Here is a 20,563-nt window from a genome sequence, read left to right on the forward strand (position 1 = left end):
CTTGTATTTCGTTGCTTGGCAAACTCACTATCGTGGGATAGGGCACAAGGCAACACCTGAGTCAAATGGAGACGGTCATGGTATTCGGCCTGTTTCGCCGCCGGTCCACAGAAGCTGAACACGAGGTCTATTGTGAAATCGTGGCTCAAGCGCGGCAGCCGGAGTTTTATACAGACTTTCTCGTACCGGATACGATTGACGGCAGATTTGATCTTATCGTTCTGCACGCTGTGCTTTATTTCAGGCGGATGCGCGGCGAGGGCGCGAAGGTCTCGCAATTCGCCCAGGCCGTATTCGATCTGTTTTTCCAGGACATGGACGCCTCCCTCCGGGAAATGGGCGTAAGCGACACGCGCGTTCCGAAGAAGGTCAAGGTGATGGGGGAAGCCTTCTACGGCAGGGCGGATGCGTATATTCCCGCCATTGACGCTGCCGACGCGGAAGCGCTCGCAGCCGCGGTGGGACGCAATCTGTTTCCCGACAATCCCGAGCCGATGGCGCAGATGCGTCTTGCCAGGTATATGCTGGACGCAGCAGACAAATTGTCGGGACAGGCAACCGCTGACCTCATGCAGGGAAAGCTGATTTGGCCGGATCCTGGAGCCTACAAGGATTTGCCCGTGTAAAACGGCAGCGGAAAACTGAAAATGAAAAAAGAAACATTCCCATACGCATTCAAGGTGAACGCGAATCGGGTCGTCGACAAGGATGAGACGATCGCCGTGAAGCCCGATGCCGCCGCTTTGGAAGCAATTGCCGCCGCGTATGACTTCGTGCGCATCCGCGACCTGGAGGCCCGCTTCACGCTGAAACCCTATCGCAAGGCCGGTGTCCGGGTCGTCGGCCCGGTTCTGGCGTCGGTGACGCAAACCTGCGTGGTGACGCTGGAGCCGTTCGAAAGCGAGCTGAAACTGGAGGTGGACCGGACCTTCGAACCGGCGTCAAGCAGGTCCGGCAAGATCCGGGATCTGAACGAAGACGGCGAGATCGAGATCGATCTCGAGGCTCTGGATCCCCCCGACCTTGTGGTTGACGGCGTCGTCGACCTCGGAGCGGTCATCTGCGAGGAACTCGCGCTTTCGCTCGATCCGTTTCCGCGAAAACCCGGCGTCGAGTTTCAAGGTGGCGAAACGGAAACCGGGGAGGAAGACGAAGGCGAGAAGGAACCTTCGCCTTTCGCGGCGCTGGAGGCTTTAAAATCCAGGCAGGAAGACTGAAATAATGGGTTTCGCGGTGCGTGTCGGGCATCTGTGCAATGTCATGGGTGGATGTTTTGGGCGTAAGTTCGGAAAGAGTTCAGGAAAACGGTTGTCACTCCGGGCAAAACCGTTATGTTCGCGCCCGACTCCAGCCCCTCCGCGAAGGGTGTTGACCCGTAGGTGCGCTGACCTGTGCCGTCCTTTTGTGTGAAACGTTAAAAGACCTTCTGAATGGCGAAGACAATTACGATTTCCTTGGATGCCATGGGCGGCGACAGCGGGGCCGAAGTCGTTATTCCCGGTGCAGAGATCGCACTTGTTCGTCACCCCGAGATCCGCTTCCTGCTTTACGGAAACGAGAACGTCATTCGCCCGCTGCTGGAACAGTACCCGCGGGTGCGGGACGCGTCGGTCCTGCATCATTGTGATGTTTCCATCGCCATGGATACGAAACCGAGCCAGGCACTGCGGCAGGGCCGCTGGCGGTCCAGCATGTGGCGATCCATCGAGGCGGTGAAATCCGGTGATGCCTCCGTGGCCGTCTCCGCCGGAAACACCGGTGCCTTGATGGCCATGTCGAAATTCTGTCTGCGCACGATGGCCAATATCGAACGGCCAGCCATCGCCGCGATCTGGCCGACCACGCGCGGGGAGTCGGTCGTTCTGGATGTCGGGGCGACGATCGGCGCCGACGCGCAGCAACTGATAGACTTCGCCATTCTCGGCGGCGCGATGGCACGTGCGCTGTTTGGCGTTCAGCGTCCGAGCGTCGGTCTTCTCAACATCGGTGTCGAGGAGGTCAAGGGGCTCGAGGACGTCAGGACCGCCGGGCGGCTTCTGCGGGAAACACCGCTGCGTTCCCTCGAATACGCAGGTTTCGTCGAAGGGGATGATCTCGGCAAGGGCACAGTCGATGTCGTCGTGACGGAGGGATTTGCAGGCAACATTGCGCTCAAGACAGCCGAAGGCACTGCGAAGCAGATCGGCAGTTACTTGCGCTCCGCGATGAATCGAACCTTTATGTCCAAGATCGGCTATCTGTTTGCCAAGGGTGCCTTTGATCTCCTTCGTGAGAAAATGGATCCCCGCAAGGTGAACGGGGGCGTGTTTCTCGGGCTGAACGGAATTGTGATCAAAAGCCATGGCGGCACGGACGCTGAAGGCTATGCTTCGGCGATCGATCTGGCCTATGACATGGTGAAAAACGAGTTGACGCACAAGATTGCGCAGGATCTTGTGCACTACCATCGCGGCCGCTTCGCTGAAGCCGCGCCGACAACGGAAGGTGATTTGTGAGCGTAGTCCGTTCGACCGTGACCGGGTGCGGCAGTTATCTGCCCGACAATGTTCTTACCAATGACGATCTCGCAAGGCAGGTCGACACGTCCGACGAGTGGATCGTCCAGCGGACCGGCATCAGGCAACGTCACATTGCCGCCGAAGGCGAGGTGACGTCCGATCTCGCGTTGGAGGCGGCGCGCCGTGCGCTGGAAAGCGCCGGACGCAAGGCGGAAGACATCGATACGATCATTCTTGCAACGGCAACGCCCGACAACACGTTTCCGGCAACCTCCGTGACGGTGCAGGCCAAGCTGGGCATCACCCAGGGCTTCGCCTTCGACGTGCAGGCCGTCTGTTCTGGTTTCGTCTTCGCCATGACCACGGCGGACGCCTATATTCGCGCAGGCGTGTCCGAGCGCTGCCTTGTCATCGGAGCGGAGACTTTCTCCAGGATACTTGACTGGGAAGACAGGACGACCTGCGTGTTGTTCGGCGACGGCGCGGGAGCCGTGGTGCTGGAGAAAACCGGCGGCACGGGCACGAATGCCGACCGGGGAATTCTCACCAGCCACCTGCGTTCGGACGGCCGTCACAAGGAAAAACTCTATGTCGACGGAGGACCATCCTCGACACAGACGGTTGGACATCTTCGCATGGAAGGCCGTGAGGTCTTCAAGCATGCGGTGGGCATGATCACTGACGTTATCGAGGACGCATACGCGGCAACGGGACTGACGTCGGAGGATCTGGATTGGTTCGTGCCGCACCAGGCGAACAAGCGCATCATTGACGCGAGCGCGAAAAAGCTCGGCATCGCTCCTGAAAAAGTTGTCACAACCGTACAGTTGCACGGCAACACCTCTGCAGCTTCGATCCCACTGGCGCTCGACACGGCGCTGAAGGACGGACGTGTCAAAAACAACGATCTCGTGATGCTCGAGGCCATGGGTGGCGGCTTCACCTGGGGATCGGTTCTCCTGCGCTGGTAATCGGCGGCAAGTCCATTGCCGACAAATATTATCTTGAGGTGGAGTTCCGGTTGACCGACCCGCCGTGAGGCAATACCGTAGGGCCTTGCGTTGGAGTTCCATTGCAAAATCAGCCAGATCGCTGGCATCTTTGTGGAGGGGTCATGGGCAATCGGACTATTACCCGTGCGGATTTGTGTGAAGCCGTTTATCAAAAGGTCGGCCTCTCGCGAACCGAGTCGTCAGAACTGGTCGAGCGTGTACTTTCTGAAATTTCGGACTGTCTTGTTACCGGCGAATCGGTAAAATTATCAAGCTTCGGTTCATTTGTGGTCCGCTCCAAGGGTGAGCGTATCGGCCGCAATCCGAAGACAGGTGAGGAAGTACCGATTTCACCGCGTCGCGTGATGGTGTTCAAGCCGTCAAACGTTTTGAAGCAGCGGATCAATGATGCGCTGACAGGGCAGGCCAGCAAATAAAACGACCGGATGACTTCACAGGAAAAAAGCCCGGACGCCTTTCGAACGATAAGCGAAGTCGCAGAAGATCTGGACTTGCCGCAACATGTCTTGCGCTTTTGGGAGACGCGGTTTTCTCAGATAAAGCCGCTGAAGCGCGGCGGCGGACGCAGATACTATCGTCCCGACGATGTCGAACTTCTCAAGGGTATCCGGCATCTTCTTTACGGTGAAGGCTACACCATAAAGGGCGTACAACGCATCCTGAAGGAACAGGGCCAGCGCTTCGTGACCCAGATCTGGCGCGAAGATGCCTCGCCATTGGCCACGATGACCGTCCAGACCGACGAAGCTCAGCCGGCCGCCGCATCCGAAACAGCTCCCGTACCGGAAGAAGCCTTGCCCAATGGCGTTCTTCCGGAAGATAGCGAAGAGACATCTTCGCCGCCTGCGTCCGGCGGGATGAATTTCCTGAACAGGCTCAGGGGGGAAAAGCCGACACCGGGTTCGGCAACGGGGCCGTCAGCGGTTTCCAAGGAAGATATCCGCCGGCTGCAGGCCACCCTGTTTGAATTGCTGGAATGCAAGCGGACCCTGGATCAGGCCAGGTAACGCGCGCAACCGGTCAGCCTGCTTTTCCGTTGAACATCTTTCCGATAAAGCCGCGCTTTTTTGTCGAAACGTCCCGGTCCTTCTGGGCGACCTGAGCTTCTTGCGCGAAACTCCTGAGTTCGGCCATGGACATGCGCTTGGGCTGAGGCTTCTTTGGTCTTGGCCGTTGCCCGGCCTCGGCACTGTCCACCGCCTGATCGCCGGCGTCTGCCAAGACAGGTTCGGGAGCTGGTTCTGCCGCAACCGCAACCGCAATCGGAGCCGGTTCGTCTTCCGCTGGCGTCGAAACGTCTTCCCCGGCGGTGGCGTCTTCTTCGTCCGCTCCGGTGTCGTTCAGCTCTGCCAGCCGCTGCAGGATGGCAGCGTCGACCGGATTGTCCGGGTCCAGCTCTGCGTCGTCATCATCGAAATCCCGGAAATCGGCTGTTGCCGGAAGCCGGTGCTGCGCGGGAGCAGGTGGCGGATCGAGGGGAACAGGATCGGTTTCTTTGGCGGCCTGGGCAGGAGGGTCTTGCGCAAGTGCGCTCTCGCCTTCGTCTGCGCGCGCCTGTTCGTCCCCGTGCATGACCTGCAACAGGATCCGCCCCGGGGCGTAACCCTCGGATGGTTCCATCCGGATCTCGATCTTTTCGTCTTCGTCTCTGCCGAAAGACAGTCCGTCGGTTCCGATGCTGCCGGACTTGAGCGCCGTGCGAACGAAATCATAGACTTTTTCGACGAGATACTCGGGCGGTTGCGAACACGGTTTGATCTCCACGTACCGTCCCACAAGCCATTGGGCACCGGCGGCGACGACACCGGTCAGTGTTTCGCCGGTCTTCGGATCGTCTTCGGAATAAAGGTGACAGTGCAGGTAAAGGAGCAATTCTTCTTTTGCCGCGGCCAGCCGCCTGAATGTCTCCGGTTCGAGCAGAAAGGTGCTCGGACCCCAGAAGACCGAGACAGAGTCCGTCTCCGCCAGAAGGCCCGTTACGATCGCCTTGGCGAACGACATGGCCCGGAGCGCACTCTCCGTATCCTCGAAAACAGCCTGATTGCCGGCGCCCGGGGCGTCGGAACCATTCAGAGCCGTCACATTGTCACCGGAAACCGGTTGGATGGAAACATGCGTACAGGCTGTCACCGCATCGTCGATGCGCTGGTCGCCCTTGATGAAGTTTTCAAGCGAAAACGTGTCGAGGGCAACCTGCAGATAGTCGTCTTCGGCAAACGGGATCGACTGCACGACCGACACTTTCAAATCCGCGACTTGAAGGGAGATGTCGTGTTCAGATCCCGTCTCCAGCTGAACGCAGTCCTCCGCATTCAGCCCGACATGTCCGGCCGCTTCGGCAAGGATCAGCCGGATCCTGTCACCGCCCAGTGGCCGGAATTCTTGATGCAGGATCTGGCTGTCGACGCTTGAAAGAGGATGTATTTTCAACTCATTGACCGCAGACTGTTTTCAACGCTGCGTAAGGGTAAACAAAATCGGTGAACAAGGTATTAGCAAAGTGCACAATCCCGGCGGCGCAGGCACAGCCTCATTTCAATCCCATGCAGCTGGCATAAAAGCTCGTCGTTGCCGGCCAATCGGAAAAAATGCCTTCCACACCCACGTCTTGCGCAAGGACGTGCATGACGTCCATCATGTCTCCGTCACCGCCGATGGCCTCTCCCACGGTCTGGTAGTACCAGCCGCCGCCCGCTGTAAGCGGGCCCGAACGCTCCAGCGTCCAGGTGATCAGTTTGAGCCCGGCTGCCTTGGCGGCTTCGGCGTAGGGCGAGGGGACAATCTTGCCGTCTTCCAGGGTCAGGAGCACGAAAAGTGGCGGTGCCACATAATTGACGCCCATCTCCTTCAGTTCGGCCATGGAGGGCGAGAAAGTCGATGGGTCGAGGGGATTGAGGTCGCGCCGGCCGTCGAGATAGACCGCTTGTTTCCCGAATTCCGGCTCGTTTTCGATCCAGTAGAGAACGTCTTCGAGATTGAATGACTGGGCGAACACATCTTCAGCAGGCACACCGGCGGCCTTGTAGTCGTCAATCAGCTTCTGCGCATAGTCGGCTTGCGAAAATCCGTCGAACGGCATGGCAACCTTCGGTGCCTTCAGTTCCGGTGTGAACTTGACGCCGAGCTCCTTGAAGAGGTCGATCGACTCCGCATGGGTCATCAGGGTTCCCGTATGACCGTACAGTTCGGTCCGCCAGTCCGCGGTTCCCTTCAGGTAGTCGTCGACGGATTGTGCGGTCTTGTCGGCACTGTCCATCTTGCCGCGCAAGGTCCTGAACTCGGAAAGGCTGATGTCCGAGGTCCGGCACTCGGCGGAGGCCGGTGCGTCACCTTGCGCCGGTACGAATGCGCCGGTGCATTTTCCGGCCAGATCCGTCGCCAGAATGTCCGTCGTCGTATGCAGATCGCTCTGCGAATGGCGGCAGACAAGTTCCTTGTCCTTGGTGAAGGTGACGTCGCATTCCAGGATGCCGGCACCCATCAGCGCGCCTGCGCGGTAGCCTTCCTCGGTGTGCTCGGGAAACTGCAGCGGTGCCCCGCGGTGGGAAATCGAAAACAGGGTCTGGCCGACCGGCTGGCCAATGCAGCTCTCAAGCTTTGTTTTCAGGTCGCTGTCCGCCATCTGGCTGACGAGATAGGCGGGGCGGGGGCCGACCGAAACTGTTTCCGCTGTGCCGGGAGAAGGCGATCCGGCGACCGCCAGCCCGGCGAGACAGGCGGAAGCGGTCTGTTTGAGAAAACCGCCCTTGCGGGGGTGCTGTCGAAAATTCGCTGGCAAGGACATGGCAGGTTCTCTCGTTTTCAGGTTTGTCCGGGAGCGGATCGGGAGGTCTCGCCCAGGATTTCGGGAAGTCCGGGACACATGCCCGGCTCAGATGTTTTTCCATCGAATACGGAGCGTTTCAGGTCCCCTGACCGATAATCCCCGTTTGTAGGTCACAGTCTCTTCTACAAGTTCTATCGAATTGAAGCGTTTCAGCAAAGTCGAGAAAATGATGTCCATGTCGAGCCGCGCCAGGTGATTGCCGAGGCAGAAATGCGCGCCGCGCCCGAATGCTATGTGCCAGTTCGGTGCGCGCCCGACATCGAACCGGTCGGCGTTCGGAAACTGCTTCGGGTCCCGGTTCGCCGAACCGTACAGGACACCGAACTTGGTCCCGCGCGGAAAGTCCTGACCGCAAATCTCGACATCCTCCGTGCAATAGCGGTGGAAAAAGGGCAGCGGAGATTCGTACCGGAACATCTCCTGTACCGCTGTTTTCATGAGGCCAGGCTCGTCGCGCAGGCGCTGCAGTTCGGCTGGGAATGTCAGAAGCGCGTGCATGCCGCTGCCCAGAACGTCGATTGTCGATCCGTGCCCGGCCATCAGGATCAGCATGGCCGTGGAGAACAACTCGTCATGCGACATGTGACCCTGTCTTTCCGCCTCGATCATGACAGAAAGTAGATCGTCCCGGGGTGCTTTCTCGCGGGCTGCCTTCAGGTCGAGAAGATAGTGATAGAACTCGGTCGTATTGCGTTCGGCGAGTGCCTTTCGTTCATCCGATCTGTCGATATCGAAGAACTGGACGATGTTTTCCGACCACGTCCGGAGCTGCGGGCAGTCCGCGTCCGGCACGCCGAGGATACGGCCGATGATGTGCCCCGGAACGTGTGCCGCCAGATCTTCAACGAAGTCAATGCCGGTTCTGTCCGCGAGCGCGTCGAACAGCGTGTCAACATAAGCCTGAATGCTGGTGCGCAGGTTGTTGACCATCACCGGTGTGAACAGCTTGAAAACCTGCTTTCGCAAGCGGTCATGCACGTCGCCGTCGCTGTCGAGCAGGGAGAACTGAACGAATCGGCTGTGATGCGGCATGTCGTGCCAGTTGCCTGCACGTTTCTGTTCGGCGATTTCTTCAGCGCCGGCAATGTGATCCAGCGAGCGGACCATGCTGTCATTCATGACGATGTCCGACACATCGTCGAACCTTGCTGCCAGCCAGACATCGAAATCCTCGAAATAGGTCAGGCCCGGCTGCGCCCTCAAGGCGTCGTAATAGGGGTAGGGATCTTTCGCGAACGCATCGGACAGGGGATCGAAGGCGGGGAGCGGCGACGGGTTCATTCGGGGCTCACTGATCTGGAAGGGACGAATGGTTGGCGGTGGTTCATTTCAGGGTCTGGGATTTTTATGAGGTGTTGCAAGGGATCACCTCCTGAAATCCGGCATTGAGGATTGGTTTGCAAGGTCCTTCTATTTTGCAAGGCGGCCGGGAACCGCAGGAAAAGGGGAAAACGCGCCAATGCCACTGGGCGACGCTTCCCGTTTTGTCGGCAAATAGGGTCTCGCCGGGCGAAGAAGCAGGGCGCCTGTGTGGATTAGGTTCGGCACCAGGTCAGCTTGGCCTGCGGAAATTAATCAATAACTGCAGCAGATGCCTGTATTTGCGTTTCGACCCCACCTCTATTCAGTTTAAAGCGTGCGAAAACATAATTTATCGAGTATATTACCGGGTGTGATGACTGCATCTGCGGTACTTTTGTGGCTGCTTTGAAGAAAGCTGCTTGCAATACGGAAAATAGATAAAATTTTACTGGAATTTAACAGTCTTCATTTTCCAAATAAGTTCCAATTTATGGTAAATTCGCCGTTTTTTTCTAGTCAAAACAGCGAATAGGGAATAATACTGTGGCTGTGAGGTCCGGACCGATCCTGTTGCAGGAGCGGAGCGGCTTCTGGTGTCCGCTCTCCACGGAAGACCGTTAGGAATATCATCCTGTTCATTTCCTGCTGATCGCGATCATGCGGACCTGCGACTTGACGTAATTGGGGGGTTCCTTGGGACCTGAAGACGTTTCGATCTTGTTCAATGCGTATTCAGCGTGCCGGGCCAGGCTCTACGGGCTCGGTTGCACGGCCCGTGTCCTGCGGGATTTCAGCGAAGTCATTCCGGCGCTTGAAAAGTGCGGCAAGGACGTTACCCCCTTTTTCCAGACGCGGTTTTTTGACTTCAACGGCCACAACGGTTTCTGCCACGTGGCCTTTGCCGACGACGAACCTGTTTCATTCTATTGCAGCCAGCTGTTCGATACCGGCGCGATGCAGTATCTCGACTACCACAGGGTGCAACTGTCCCGGATTTACGGACCGGAGTATCCGATCGACGAATCCTGGGTGTGTCCGCCTATGAAGGAAATACAAGGCAAGGTCATCTACTCCGGGGACGCGTTGAATGTCTCGGGTCACGGCTCGGCCCGGCTGTCTCTGGAGAGGTTGGCGCTCATTGCGCGGATGAACCTGTATCTCGGGCTGGCGACGTGGCAGGACGCAAATGCGTGCGTCGGCCTCGCAAGAGCCGACAGGGTGCGCAAATCCCTGGGGGATATCTACGGGGCGTTCCACAGGTATCCCTACGCCACAAGATGGCTGAACCCGCCGGAGGACAGGAAGCAGGACGACATGTTCCTGTTCAACTGGCCGTCAGACGTTCTCTATCTTGCAAAAATAGATGCTCATGAAACTGCGCCGTCGTCGGCAGGGTGAGGTTCACGAGCACCGGCTTCGGCGTGCCGAGCCACAGCCTTTCGATCAGACGGTAATAGCTGACCGGTATGTTGGTGAGCGCGCCGGGAGGCGTCACCTCCATCTCAACGAGTTCGAAAACCCTGTCGCCCTGAGCGGCCCTTGCGAACCCGCCGGCAACGGCCTGGTCGAATTTGGGATCCTGGCTCCGGATGGCCGACGCGAAATCGCTGCCGAACTGGCCTTCCATGACTTCCTTGATGTAACTGCTCTGTCCGACATATCCGATCTGCGGGATATGGTCGCCATTTGCGGCGATCGACGTGAAGACGACACGATGAAACTGGGGCATGTCCGGCCGGAACTTTCCGTCCGTTGCCCTCAGGAACGCTTCAAGCTCCTGTATGTGCTGACCCGCCAATCCTTTCATGTTCGCCGGATCAACGCGCTTGATATGCATTCAGTTTCCTCCGCCTGTCACCGGAAGTCCCTTGGTCCGTGACAACTCAGAACGATTCTGCCGGATGTCTGTCCGGCACGGTCTTTCTTATAGGTCTTCATCGCGGCTCTGGAAGCGGCTGGATGAAAACACGCTTAATATAGCCATTTTCGATCAAGTTTGCACCAATCTCCGTGCCTGACAAAGCGACAGCCCGACTCAATTTCGAAAGACGGGAACATTACGATCCGTCGTGGCCCGGATGAAAGCACATTTGCGGGAGCGAACCATGTTCGGCCCGTGTCGCGACTTGATGAAACCACGAAAACGCGACGTTTTTGTGCGCAGGCTTCACTTCACGTCAACGACCTCGACATTGCGCGCATCGATTCCATCGCGAAGGTCCGACTGATCCACCGTCAACGTGCCCTCGCCGTCGCCCTCTCTTGAAACGCGTATGCCCGTATCGTTGCCGTCGTCGTTTCCGGCGGTGGTGACCCTGTGGATGGTTACCGTGACCATTCCCTGGCCCGCTTCGTCGAAGCGCAGTCCGTTGCCGCCGTTTTTCCACGCGCCGACTTCGTAGACGACTGCCGTCAGGTCGCCCGGGCCTGATTCTGACGTCCGAAATCCGTCATCCGTATTGTGATCGGCAAACGACCTGACATGGGAGATGACGGCATTGCCTGCGTCTTCCTCGTCCAGGTCGACACCTTCGTCGAGATTGCCGGTGATTTCGCTGTCGGTCATCGTCACGACCAGGTCGCCGTCACCTGCTTCGTCGATGTCGATGCCGTCATCAAGATCGATTGAGAATTCATACTCTTCGACGAACCCGGACGCATGAAGCGATATCTCGCGTTCAAAACAACGGTCGTCCGGCGAGCCGGTTACGGCTGCAGGGAGGTCGGCTTCGCTTTTCTCCCCATCATCGAACTCCCCATCGGGCTCATCGGGCAGATAGCTGTGCAGGATCCTGGGGTCGCAGTAATCGCCGTTGTCCAGAAACCGGTTCTCGACGGCAGAGGCGTAAACGCTCCCGGCATCGCCTTCATCAAGTTCCACGCCGTCCGCGCCCACCTTGCGGAAGACGGAGTTGTAGGAAACGAACGTGATGTCGCCGTCCCCGCGTTCGTCGACCCGGATCCCGTCGGCGTCAAACGCGCCGAGACCCACTCTCTCAATTCTGACATCCGTAAGCTGCGCATTGATGGAGGCCGGGGCACCGTCGCCACCGCCGCCGCTGCCGCCGCCGCATGCGTCGGCAAGGTCGCAATCCGAAATATGTATGCCATGATAGGCAACGCCGGACACCGAGACGTTTTCAAGCGCCATATGAACGACCCCGGTCTGATCGTCTCTCACATCGAGAAAAATGCCCTTTCCGCCTGAGCCGGCTTCGTCGCCGCGGTTTTCGATGCTGAAGCCGCCCGGGCCCTTGAAATGGAGTTTCGAAACGGAAAGGTCGGCACCCTCGGAGATTTCGAGCAGCGTCACGTTTTCCCGGGCATGAACCGTCTGTCCGTTGCCGTATATTTCAAGAGGTGCGCGGCCCGAATAGGCAAGGGTTGTTTGAATGTCGATGTCATCACCCGTCACGATGAAGATCGGCCTTGTCTTGGTGTCCCGGGACGCTGTCTCAAGTGCCGCACGAAAGGACCCTTCGCCGGTGTCTGCGCCGGTCGTGACGAGAAGTGGAGCGGAGGCAGGAGAAGGCGATACTGCAAGCGCCAGCAGAATTGGTGCGGCGCACGCGCCCGCGCTGGACAACAGACGGTTCCTGATCATGGTCATTGGCAAGGCTCCTTTTCAGTTTCCGCGTCCTGGTCCGGCCCATCTTTTTCAGCGGACTGAAGCCGGCCTGGGCATGCAACTTGGGCGTCGCAGCGCCGGTTGGAGCAGCCTACACCACAGCCTAAGGTATCTCCAATCCGCAACGATTTGATCTGTCCCGATGGCAGTGGACAGTCCCGTGCGACGTGTGAGGACGGGCGGATCGCGTGGAGCGCATTAACTATGAAGTATTGAACGACGCTACGTAAGGTTAAAGAAGGCCTGAAATGCGTTGACACATCAGTCGCCAAGCAGCTACGAAGCAGCTGTAATGCATAAAAGTTGAATCAATAAAAGAGATTTTCAGATGCTTGGAACTGTGCGCGCTGCGATTGCAGCAGGAATTCTGTTCGCGGGGTCAGCTGCCGCCACCGCGGCACCCATGTGGAATACGGTCGGGGCCGGCGGCTTTGACAACGGCTACGCGACCTCCATCACGTATGATTCCAACGCGGCACGCGGCAGCGCAAACGATCGCGGCAACGCTGAGAATGCGCTCGGTGCGCATGACGGTTCGTTTTTCGAGATCGGTTTCGGAAGCTATATCGACCTGACTTTCGGAACGCTTTTCGATACGAGCGTGTCCGTTTTCGAAATCACGTTCGGAAATGTTCTGAACTGGCCTGAGGCTGCCCAGATCTTCGTGGGCGACGGGATCAATTTCCAACTCATCGCGTCCATCGGCAATGACGATGCCCAGGGCGGCGGAGTGGTGCCGATAGCGCTGGCCGGGACATTCGACACGGTGCGTATCATGGACACGTCTCCGACCCGCGGATTGTCGACCGGTGGCTTCGACGTCGACGCTGTGCGCGTCACGCCGGTGCCGCTTCCGGCGGCCTTGCCACTTCTGGGAGCAGGGCTCGCGGTACTTGGATTTGTTGGCTGGAGGCGGCGTCAGGCTGCGTAAGCCTGCGTCCCGTTCAGGAATTCGAACCCGCTCGGCATCGTGATGCCGGGCGGGTTTTTCTTTGCCTGCCGGATGGCCTTCGGCGCGGGCAAGAGCTCTAGCCGGCGTCCTTTGTATGCGCCGCCGTCAACTCGAACACTTCGATGGTGTCGTCGTATCCCTTGACGCGCGCGTCTCCTGCCGAGCGGACCTGGATGCGGCCTTCAACGCGCTTTGCGAGCTCTGCACTGACCAGGATGCTGGTTTTCTTTTCCCGGTTGAGTCCCTCGAGCCGCGAGGCGAAATTCACCGTGTCGCCAAGCGCCGTGTAGTTCAGGCGGTCCGAACTGCCGACATTGCCGACAATGGCTTCGCCGGAATGAAGGCCGATGCGGGTCCTGAGAGGCAGGATGTCCGCGTCGGACCAGGAATCCGTCTCGGCCTTGCACGCCTCGATCACGGCAAGCGCGGCGCGGCAGGCTTTTACCGGGTGATCGTCGACATGGTTCGGTGCGTTCCAGAATGCCATGACGGCGTCACCGATGAACTTGTCGATTGTCGCCTCGTGTGCCAGGAGCGTCTGCGTGACCACCTCGAAATACCGCGACATCCGGTTCATGACTTCTTCCGGCGGGAGCTTCGACGACATGGCGGTGAAGTTCTCTATATCCATGAAGAGGACGGTGACATCCCGCTTCTCGCCGCCGGGTTCGGGTGTTTCCTGCCGCTTGATCATCTGCTGAACAAGGGCCTTGGGCACATATCTGCCGAAGGTCAGAAGCGATGTGCGCATCTGGTCCAGGGCTGTTTCGAGCTGGAAGACCTCGTTGACCACGGATGAGCGCGAAAACGGCCGGTCGAGATCGAAGTTGCGGATGCGCTGCGTGCCTTTCGCCAGGGTCTTGAGCGGGCGTGACAGCGAGCGCGAGACGAGCCAGATGAACGGGATGCTGCACAGCGCGATAAGTGCGGACACGAGGATCGTCCGCTGAGACGCCCGGGTGATCTCGCCGATCACGTCGCGCGACGGCAGGGCAATCGCGAGGTTTTCGCGCTCGCCCGCGCCAAGCCCGATCGCCGATATGTGCGTCATCCACGGATGGCCGCTGACTTCGACGGTCTTGATCGTGTCACGCTCCGGATTGCGCACCTGCTCCTGCAGGGCCGCCAGGGCAGCGTATCTGTCGTCGCCGTCCGGGCTGTCCTTGAGGGAGGAGTGCGCGAGCAGCGTGCCCTCATGGCTGATAATCGCGAGAACCCCGGTTCTCGCCTGGGGTTCGGAATCAAGGAACGAACTGAGGTCCGACAGCGTGATATCGACGCCGACGACGCCGCGCGCATGCCGCTTGCTGACGGTCAGGCCGGGTTTTTTCGAGCCGGTGAACAGGTAGACGTCCGTCCGCTCCACCAGGGGACTGTCGATGGCCTGTTCGTACCAGGGCCGCTCCCGTGGATCGTAGGAAATCTCGTCCTCGTTTGAATTGGTGTGCAGCGTGACGCTGTTCTCGTCCAGAAAGCGCTCGATCTGGATGGGCCTGGTCCGGTCGCCCCTCAGGATGATCTGCTCTCGAAACACTGTGCCCTCCGGCGCACCCATCTCCTCCAGGCGGGCTTCGGGCAGCGTGCGGGTGGCGCCGACAAGATAATTGCTGCCGTCCTCGTAGCCGATATAGATGTTGGCGATCTGCGGCATCGCCGAGAGAAACGAGATCAGCCGTTTGCGGGCAGGGTGGCCGCTCGCCTTGGGGTCGATATTGACGTCGAGCCAGTCTCCCGAATAGTGCGCGATGGCGTTGATCGGCTCGATCAGGGAGGCCGTCTGCAGCCGCACGACTTCGGCGGACCGCTCCATGAGCTCGCGCCCGGCCGTCAGCGCCGTCTCGCGGTTGGCATAGTGCGTATAGGAAATGATGGTTGCCGCCAGCGCCAGGGCAACGCTCAACGTCACCGTGAACAGGCTGACGGTTATGGAAAATCTGGAAAACGGTTTCATCGGCCCCTTGCGTCGCCCCACGACGAGCGCCTGCACCCGGCGCCTCATGCCGAAGCTATTGGCCCGACAGGACCTTTGCAAGGGCGGGAAGAGGCGGGGAAGGTTTAGGCAATAGGAGATTTTGCCTTTTTGCCGTTGAAACGGCTTGGTCGGGCAGGCCGGATTTGAACCGACGACCCCTTCACCCCCAGTGAAGTGCGCTACCAGGCTCCACCGCCTTCGGCTATCATAGAAGACTGAATGAATTCAGCTGTTTATCGCAGTCTACGATCTTCTATTCGCTACTGCAAGACCCAAATATTTTGTGCCAACACTGCCCGTGCTGTGCCAAGAGTGTGCCAGAGCCGTTGGAATATACACACCCATGCGGCACTCCCGCTTCTCGGATTTTGTGCTTTACAGGAAAACGGGCGGGGGATGCTGCCACCCCGGGGTATAGGGATACTGTATATGACCCCACCACAATTTCAGTTCCTAAAAGTCGTTCAATCCGATGAACGGGATTGGCGAATATCAAACTCAAAAAACTCGCCATTGTCTCAACAGCTACTAACTAGTTGCAGAAGGGACCTCATTCACAAGGGAGGCTTTACTGCGAAAACGCATTGAGACTCGATCATCTAATATATTCCACATTATTTTTCATTTGATAGTTTAAAAAACAAGAAAATAGTGCGAAATTCAATTTATGATTGTGTCGGCATTGGAAGAAATATGAAGCGGAAAATACTATACAAGAGCGACTCCCATATTGGAGAAATTGCTGCAGAATATGACGATGTGTTTCTGCAAAACTGTTTTGTATCAATCCCGGTGGTAGATCAGCTTCTGGATATAGAGAGCTCAAAGTGTATTTTACTAGGGAGAACAGGTTCAGGTAAAACTGCAATACTGAATCATATTGAAGAATTCGAGCACCACACGGTAAGAATAGAGCCAAGCAATGTATCATTTGATTATATTGCAAACTCAAATATAATTCAATTTTTGAGAGAAAACGGTTTTGACTTCAAAGTATTGTTTCTATTTCTCTGGAAGCATATTATCTTCAGCAAGTCCGTTCAGTGCTTCTTTGACAACCAAAGTTCTTTTAACTTTCAGCTTGACAAGCTGACTGGAAGAAACACGGAGGCGCGAAAATACTTAGATTCGCACAACAAGAATTTTTGGATTGAGCAAGATGAAGTAGTAAGAGAGATTTCACAGGGGTTGGAAGAAAAGATCGAAACCCACCTTAGGGCAATCTTGGGAGACAGTTTTGCCAAAATAGAGGGTGGAGCAAAAGCAGAAGCAAAGATCGACAGCAGTCAAAGCGTACAAATCAAAACACGACTGCAAAAAGCAGTCAACGAACTGCAATTTCGTGATCTTCAAAGAGCAATGTCGACTCTGAATGACCTGATGGCGAACAAACACAAGAAATACTACATTCTGATTGACGATTTAGATTTGGACTGGGCACCCGAAGAATTGAAGTACGATCTGATTAACTCGCTGATTGAAGCTATCAATGGGTTTCGAAAAGTTAGAAAAATTAAGGTACTTGCCGCAATTAGGTCAGATCTATATGAACGCTCCATTCGCCAAAGGAATACTGATGGATTCCAGCCTGAAAAGTATGAAGGCACTCTATTAAACATTAAATGGCGCGAAAATGAATTGCGACACCTTGTAGACGAAAGGGTAGGCTTTCTTTTTAAAGATAAATATACTAAACAGGGGATTAAATTTAAGGATATTTTTCCAAATGAGATTAGAAATATTAATTCCTTCAAATTTATTTGCGAGAGAACACAGTACAGACCAAGAGATATAATTGCATTCGTTAATGATATACTTGATAAGGCAGCGGGAACCTCCGATATTGTATCAAGATATGTAGTGGATGCGGAGGCTGTATACTCTAACAAGCGTTTGGATGCATTATATCACGAGTGGAAAGGCTTACATCCTTGCTTGAAAGTCTATGTTGAAAGCTTACGTGGGAAAACGGGAAAGATTACGTTTGGTGAGCTTGCAAATCGAGACTTTGTTTCCGAGCTGTGCCTTCGAACAATGGATCATCAAGAGGCTCAAAAAAATCCAGATTCCGTTGTCAGAGAATGTAATATTTATAGTATGCGTGAAAATGAAAGAAGATTACACCAAGTGGTGCGGGAGTTAGTTGCTGTATTATACAAGGTAGGCGCGGTGATGGTTCGCCTTCAAAAAGGTGACAAAGAAAAGACTTGCTATAAAGACGACGCAACCATTACGCCAAGCGAAGTAACCGAGACCACTTCCATAAAGGTGACGCCTGTGTTTTGGAGAGCGTTGGGCATTACTCCAAATATTGGATGAAAACACCAATGACATTAAACGGTCAAGTAATTGAGTGGTAGTAGCCATTAACAAATTTCTAACTCAAGATGACATGTATAGTGAACGTTGTAGCGACAATTACCGCGGCAAAAGCAACGAATACTTGCTTCAATATGAAGCACACTGATTGAAGAAGGTACGCTGGATGATTGCGATTATACCGGTAACCTTGGCTTTTTCTTGATAGTGCATGGTTAACCGAAAAATATGCGCAAAGGTATTGAAAGTAGTCAAATGTAATCGCGACGATAGCCAGAACTCCGGCCGCATTAATCCAAAGCTCATACGTAGATACATATGATTTTGAAAACTCAGCGTCTGAAGACTGAACCGCAAAGACCCATGCAATTATACCAAAGGCAACAAAACGCGTCGTTTCACTCAAACGCGTGGTCACAACACTCTTTTGCTCCAAGCGTTTTTTACGGGCTTCCTGCTGTTCCGTCATTCTCTTATCACTCTAGGTCTCGGATCATAGGTCCAGGATCATCTGTGTTGGGATCATCCTCATCATCACCTGTGCTTTCCTTCCCAACTACAGTATCGTAAAGACCGTAGTGCGTGAGTCCTTCGTGGCTCTCAATTCCGGTGTACCTTAGAGAGGCATCCTCGTACCTTCGGAACGCAAAGACAGCTTGGTTCATCTGCTCAGTGTTGAACACTTTTAGCTGAACGAGCAGATGGAAATCTCTGACAGTTAATCCTGTAACCGCCAGAAAGAGTTCTGGCTCCAGTTTTGTAATTACGTCTTGTAGTGTGTTTTCGCGAAAATCCGTCAAGTACATAAACGCAGGGATCCGAGTCGCGAACTTTATCAACTTTTCCTGAATTTGCTTGCGCTTCGACTTGTACTCTTTCTCCTCGGTCGTGAGTTCTCTCTTATCACCTTCAGAAAGATCACCTGTTTTAGCTTTTCTCTTAAGTTCTTTGACCTTTTCACTTTTGTTTATAATCGTCTCAATGATGTTATCGCCAAGCGAACGCCAACCCTCAATTCTTTCAACGGCCGCGATTGCTTCTGGATTTTCAAGAACCCGGCGAAGGGTTTCATTATCGACGTTAACCAGCATCGCGCTTTCCCATTTTCGCGCGAGCAAGGTGGCGGAGGTTCCAGCCATCGCAATGTCCAGTATGCCACCAGCGTCGACCTGGGTCATGTTGGATCCGTCATAGGCCAACACTGGAAGAAACGAGACGAGGTCTTTTACTGCGTTCTCTGGGTTTGGTTCATGAGGAGCCAGCCCAATGCCATACTCAGCAAGCTGACGAAGCGCCCTAGTCAGTGCAAAGTCAAATACAAAGCAGACTGGTTTAAGTATTTCTTCCTCAGCGGGATTATCTCCATTTGGATTCTTTATTGTCCATGGAGATTGAACCCGGAAAGCTGCCTGAAAATAGGTTTCAGGCGACTTCAGGTTCCGGAGCATTAGTATTGAAGACCATTGAGGTACAGTTACACCAGTAGTCAGTTTTCCACATGAAAGCGTGATGGTCTTTGTATCAAACCCACTTCCGATGGCCTTTCTGACGGGAGGCAAAGCATCCAAACCTACGCCTGCAGCAGCGCCTGCTGCAACAACAACCTTGTAGTCGTGCCAGAAGGTGTTTTGCCGCTCAGACAGGAGATTTGCCATCGCATGACATGCAGCCACGTCCGGTAGAAACCAAAACGAATGTTGAAGATAAGGCAGCAAACGAACATCAGAATAAGGAAAAGGAGGCCTAGTCCCCGTTTTTAGGCTCTCAACAGTTCTTGGGGCATACTGCCCGCGGATAATATCCAACCATTTTTGAACCTCATCCTTGTGTGTAAACTGCGAAAGTGGCCCCACAGCCTTCGCTGAAAAGAACTCGTTAAGATCGAATTCGTCAAACTCTCCGTCACTTGCAACAGCCAGCAATTCATCAGGCATTTGATAAGTAAGTAAGCGCAACTGTGGAAGGGCGGCATATGGATTCCATTCAGTAGGATTTTCGTGCGCGAAGCGTTCTTTAGCTCGCTGTTCATCCGTGTAGGTCCAGTTGAAGATTTGCTCTTCTATGAACTCGCCCGTCGCCAAAGCCTTAAACGGAGTTCCCGAAAGGTATAAATAGGCCCGAGTTGTAATGGGTAAGAATTCTTTTTCTTCGCTGGAGAGAACATTAAGGTCTTCGTTTACCTCTCCGAGCCCTGCCGCATACTCAAGCTTTGCTTCCTTTTTGGAAACTGAGCCCTCTTCCCCTTCAAATAACTCCTTCGCTGTTTCTCGCCAGGCACCAAAATGATATTCATCAAAAACAACCAAATCCCAATTAATGATATGCAACCATTCATTTTTAGGTTTGATGTTTCCAGCCCAGTCCCTACCAAGCAAATCTTGAAATGAACCGAAGTACACAACTGGTTTAGATCGATCTATTTCCGTGGGGTCGGTCCGTGAACTCTTCGAGAGGTACTGCCAACCGTCAAAGTCCAAATGAGCTTCTAGATCAGTTTGCCAAGCATCCTCGACTGCCGGCTTGAAGGTTACTACTAGAACCCGTTTTGCCCCCAGCTTTCGAGCGAGTTGATACGTTGCAAACGTTTTTCCAAATCGCATTTTAGCGTTCCAGAGAAAACGAGGTACTGCATGCATATCTTCTGCCCATCTGGAAAGAAAATAGCTGTGCGTTGCATTTACCGCGTCTGCCTGCTCTTGACGCATTGGAAAGCTCTGGTGGCGGGATCTGCCGACACGTTTGCCGGTTCGTAGTTCAGTTAAAACGCTTTGTACGTCTTCAAAGGAGCAACGCATCCACTCTAGTTCGGTGTTCTCAAATCCCTTAGTGACTAGAGCCGCCCTAACTTCATGATCGGTGAATACAGTGCCATCTTCGCGTTCGGCACTCTCATCCAACTCAATTCGGTAGTTCCTTATGGCCGCGGTTCTAAGTTGCTCTGAGACCCGTTGTCTGACGTCTCTGGTGGTTTGGCCGATCTTAAGGAGCCCAGCATGCGCTTCGTCTGCGATTGAATACGCATAGATCCTAGGCCGCGCCTTTGGCTTGGGAGC

The 20,563-nt window shown here is 55.2% G+C and carries 17 protein-coding genes; 9 read left to right on the plus strand and 8 right to left on the minus strand.

Translation table 11 applies throughout. The annotated features are described in order from the left end of the window. Positions 1 to 77 precede the first annotated feature (77 nt). The 6 genes from ACO07N_RS18640 to ACO07N_RS18665 all read left to right on the plus strand — a co-directional run bounded on the left by ACO07N_RS18640 (position 78) and on the right by ACO07N_RS18665 (position 4,518). Positions 78 to 626: a ubiquinol-cytochrome C chaperone family protein gene (locus ACO07N_RS18640; RefSeq protein ID WP_421982460.1), complete on the plus strand. Its 549-nt coding sequence runs from the start codon at positions 78 to 80 to the stop codon at positions 624 to 626. A gap of 21 nt (positions 627 to 647) precedes the next feature. Further along, positions 648 to 1,217, plus strand: a complete 570-nt coding sequence (locus ACO07N_RS18645) for a YceD family protein (protein WP_421982461.1) — start codon at positions 648 to 650, stop codon at positions 1,215 to 1,217. Positions 1,218 to 1,430: 213 nt separating this feature from the next. Further along, positions 1,431 to 2,495, plus strand: coding sequence for a phosphate acyltransferase PlsX (gene plsX, locus ACO07N_RS18650; RefSeq protein ID WP_421982462.1), 1,065 nt, complete (start codon positions 1,431 to 1,433; stop codon positions 2,493 to 2,495). Then, the gene (locus tag ACO07N_RS18655; RefSeq protein WP_421982463.1) at positions 2,492 to 3,469 is read left to right on the plus strand and encodes a beta-ketoacyl-ACP synthase III; all 978 of its coding nucleotides are present in this window, start codon (positions 2,492 to 2,494) and stop codon (positions 3,467 to 3,469) included. The genes plsX and ACO07N_RS18655 overlap by 4 nt, the downstream gene beginning before the upstream one ends. A 143-nt stretch (positions 3,470 to 3,612) precedes the next feature. Then, the gene (locus tag ACO07N_RS18660; RefSeq protein WP_023003819.1) at positions 3,613 to 3,927 is read left to right on the plus strand and encodes an integration host factor subunit alpha; all 315 of its coding nucleotides are present in this window, start codon (positions 3,613 to 3,615) and stop codon (positions 3,925 to 3,927) included. A gap of 9 nt (positions 3,928 to 3,936) precedes the next feature. Continuing rightward, positions 3,937 to 4,518, plus strand: a complete 582-nt coding sequence (locus tag ACO07N_RS18665; protein ID WP_421982464.1) for a MerR family transcriptional regulator — start codon at positions 3,937 to 3,939, stop codon at positions 4,516 to 4,518. A 13-nt stretch (positions 4,519 to 4,531) separates the two neighbouring features. Here ACO07N_RS18665 and ACO07N_RS18670 read toward each other — a convergent pair whose 3' ends face one another. The 3 genes from ACO07N_RS18670 to ACO07N_RS18680 all read right to left on the minus strand — a co-directional run bounded on the left by ACO07N_RS18670 (position 4,532) and on the right by ACO07N_RS18680 (position 8,618). Then, positions 4,532 to 5,941: a hypothetical protein gene (locus ACO07N_RS18670; protein ID WP_421982465.1), complete on the minus strand. Its 1,410-nt coding sequence runs from the start codon at positions 5,939 to 5,941 to the stop codon at positions 4,532 to 4,534. 100 nt (positions 5,942 to 6,041) lie between these two features. Continuing rightward, on the minus strand, positions 6,042 to 7,295 hold the full coding sequence (locus ACO07N_RS18675; RefSeq protein WP_421982466.1) for a glycerophosphodiester phosphodiesterase family protein: 1,254 nt from the start codon (positions 7,293 to 7,295) through the stop codon (positions 6,042 to 6,044). Positions 7,296 to 7,382: 87 nt separating this feature from the next. After that, positions 7,383 to 8,618 (minus strand): cytochrome P450, encoded by a 1,236-nt coding sequence (locus ACO07N_RS18680; RefSeq protein WP_421982467.1) that lies wholly within the window; start codon positions 8,616 to 8,618, stop codon positions 7,383 to 7,385. Between the two features lie 714 nt (positions 8,619 to 9,332). Between ACO07N_RS18680 and ACO07N_RS18685 the strand changes: the two genes are divergently transcribed. Next, positions 9,333 to 10,037 (plus strand): hypothetical protein, encoded by a 705-nt coding sequence (locus ACO07N_RS18685; RefSeq protein ID WP_421982468.1) that lies wholly within the window; start codon positions 9,333 to 9,335, stop codon positions 10,035 to 10,037. On the opposite strand, the gene ACO07N_RS18690 is transcribed toward ACO07N_RS18685, so the two are convergent. Both ACO07N_RS18690 and ACO07N_RS18695 read right to left on the minus strand, forming a co-directional pair. Then, positions 9,964 to 10,476 (minus strand): hypothetical protein, encoded by a 513-nt coding sequence (locus ACO07N_RS18690; protein WP_421982469.1) that lies wholly within the window; start codon positions 10,474 to 10,476, stop codon positions 9,964 to 9,966. The genes ACO07N_RS18685 and ACO07N_RS18690 overlap by 74 nt on opposite strands. A gap of 330 nt (positions 10,477 to 10,806) precedes the next feature. Beyond that, the gene (locus ACO07N_RS18695; protein WP_421982470.1) at positions 10,807 to 12,249 is read right to left on the minus strand and encodes a hypothetical protein; all 1,443 of its coding nucleotides are present in this window, start codon (positions 12,247 to 12,249) and stop codon (positions 10,807 to 10,809) included. Positions 12,250 to 12,595: 346 nt separating this feature from the next. Here ACO07N_RS18695 and ACO07N_RS18700 point away from each other — a divergent pair, with 346 nt between their 5' ends. Continuing rightward, complete coding sequence (locus ACO07N_RS18700; RefSeq protein WP_421982471.1) at positions 12,596 to 13,198, plus strand: VPLPA-CTERM sorting domain-containing protein; 603 nt, start codon at positions 12,596 to 12,598, stop codon at positions 13,196 to 13,198. Positions 13,199 to 13,295: 97 nt separating this feature from the next. On the opposite strand, the gene ACO07N_RS18705 is transcribed toward ACO07N_RS18700, so the two are convergent. After that, a complete protein-coding gene (locus ACO07N_RS18705; protein WP_421982472.1) occupies positions 13,296 to 15,170 on the minus strand; it encodes an adenylate/guanylate cyclase domain-containing protein in 1,875 nt (624 codons plus the stop codon). A gap of 714 nt (positions 15,171 to 15,884) precedes the next feature. On the opposite strand from ACO07N_RS18705, the gene ACO07N_RS18710 reads away from it, so the two are divergent. Further along, entirely contained in the window at positions 15,885 to 17,510 is a 1,626-nt protein-coding gene (locus ACO07N_RS18710) for a P-loop ATPase, Sll1717 family (RefSeq protein ID WP_421982473.1), read from the plus strand. Positions 17,511 to 17,568: 58 nt separating this feature from the next. Here ACO07N_RS18710 and ACO07N_RS18715 read toward each other — a convergent pair whose 3' ends face one another. Continuing rightward, positions 17,569 to 17,979, minus strand: coding sequence for a hypothetical protein (locus ACO07N_RS18715; protein ID WP_421982474.1), 411 nt, complete (start codon positions 17,977 to 17,979; stop codon positions 17,569 to 17,571). Between the two features lie 7 nt (positions 17,980 to 17,986). Then, on the minus strand, positions 17,987 to 20,407 hold the full coding sequence (locus tag ACO07N_RS18720; protein WP_421982475.1) for a restriction endonuclease: 2,421 nt from the start codon (positions 20,405 to 20,407) through the stop codon (positions 17,987 to 17,989). Between the last annotated feature and the right edge of the window lie 156 nt (positions 20,408 to 20,563).

The organism is Roseibium sp. (assembly GCF_965229775.1).
Lineage (GTDB): Bacteria > Pseudomonadota > Alphaproteobacteria > Rhizobiales > Stappiaceae > Roseibium.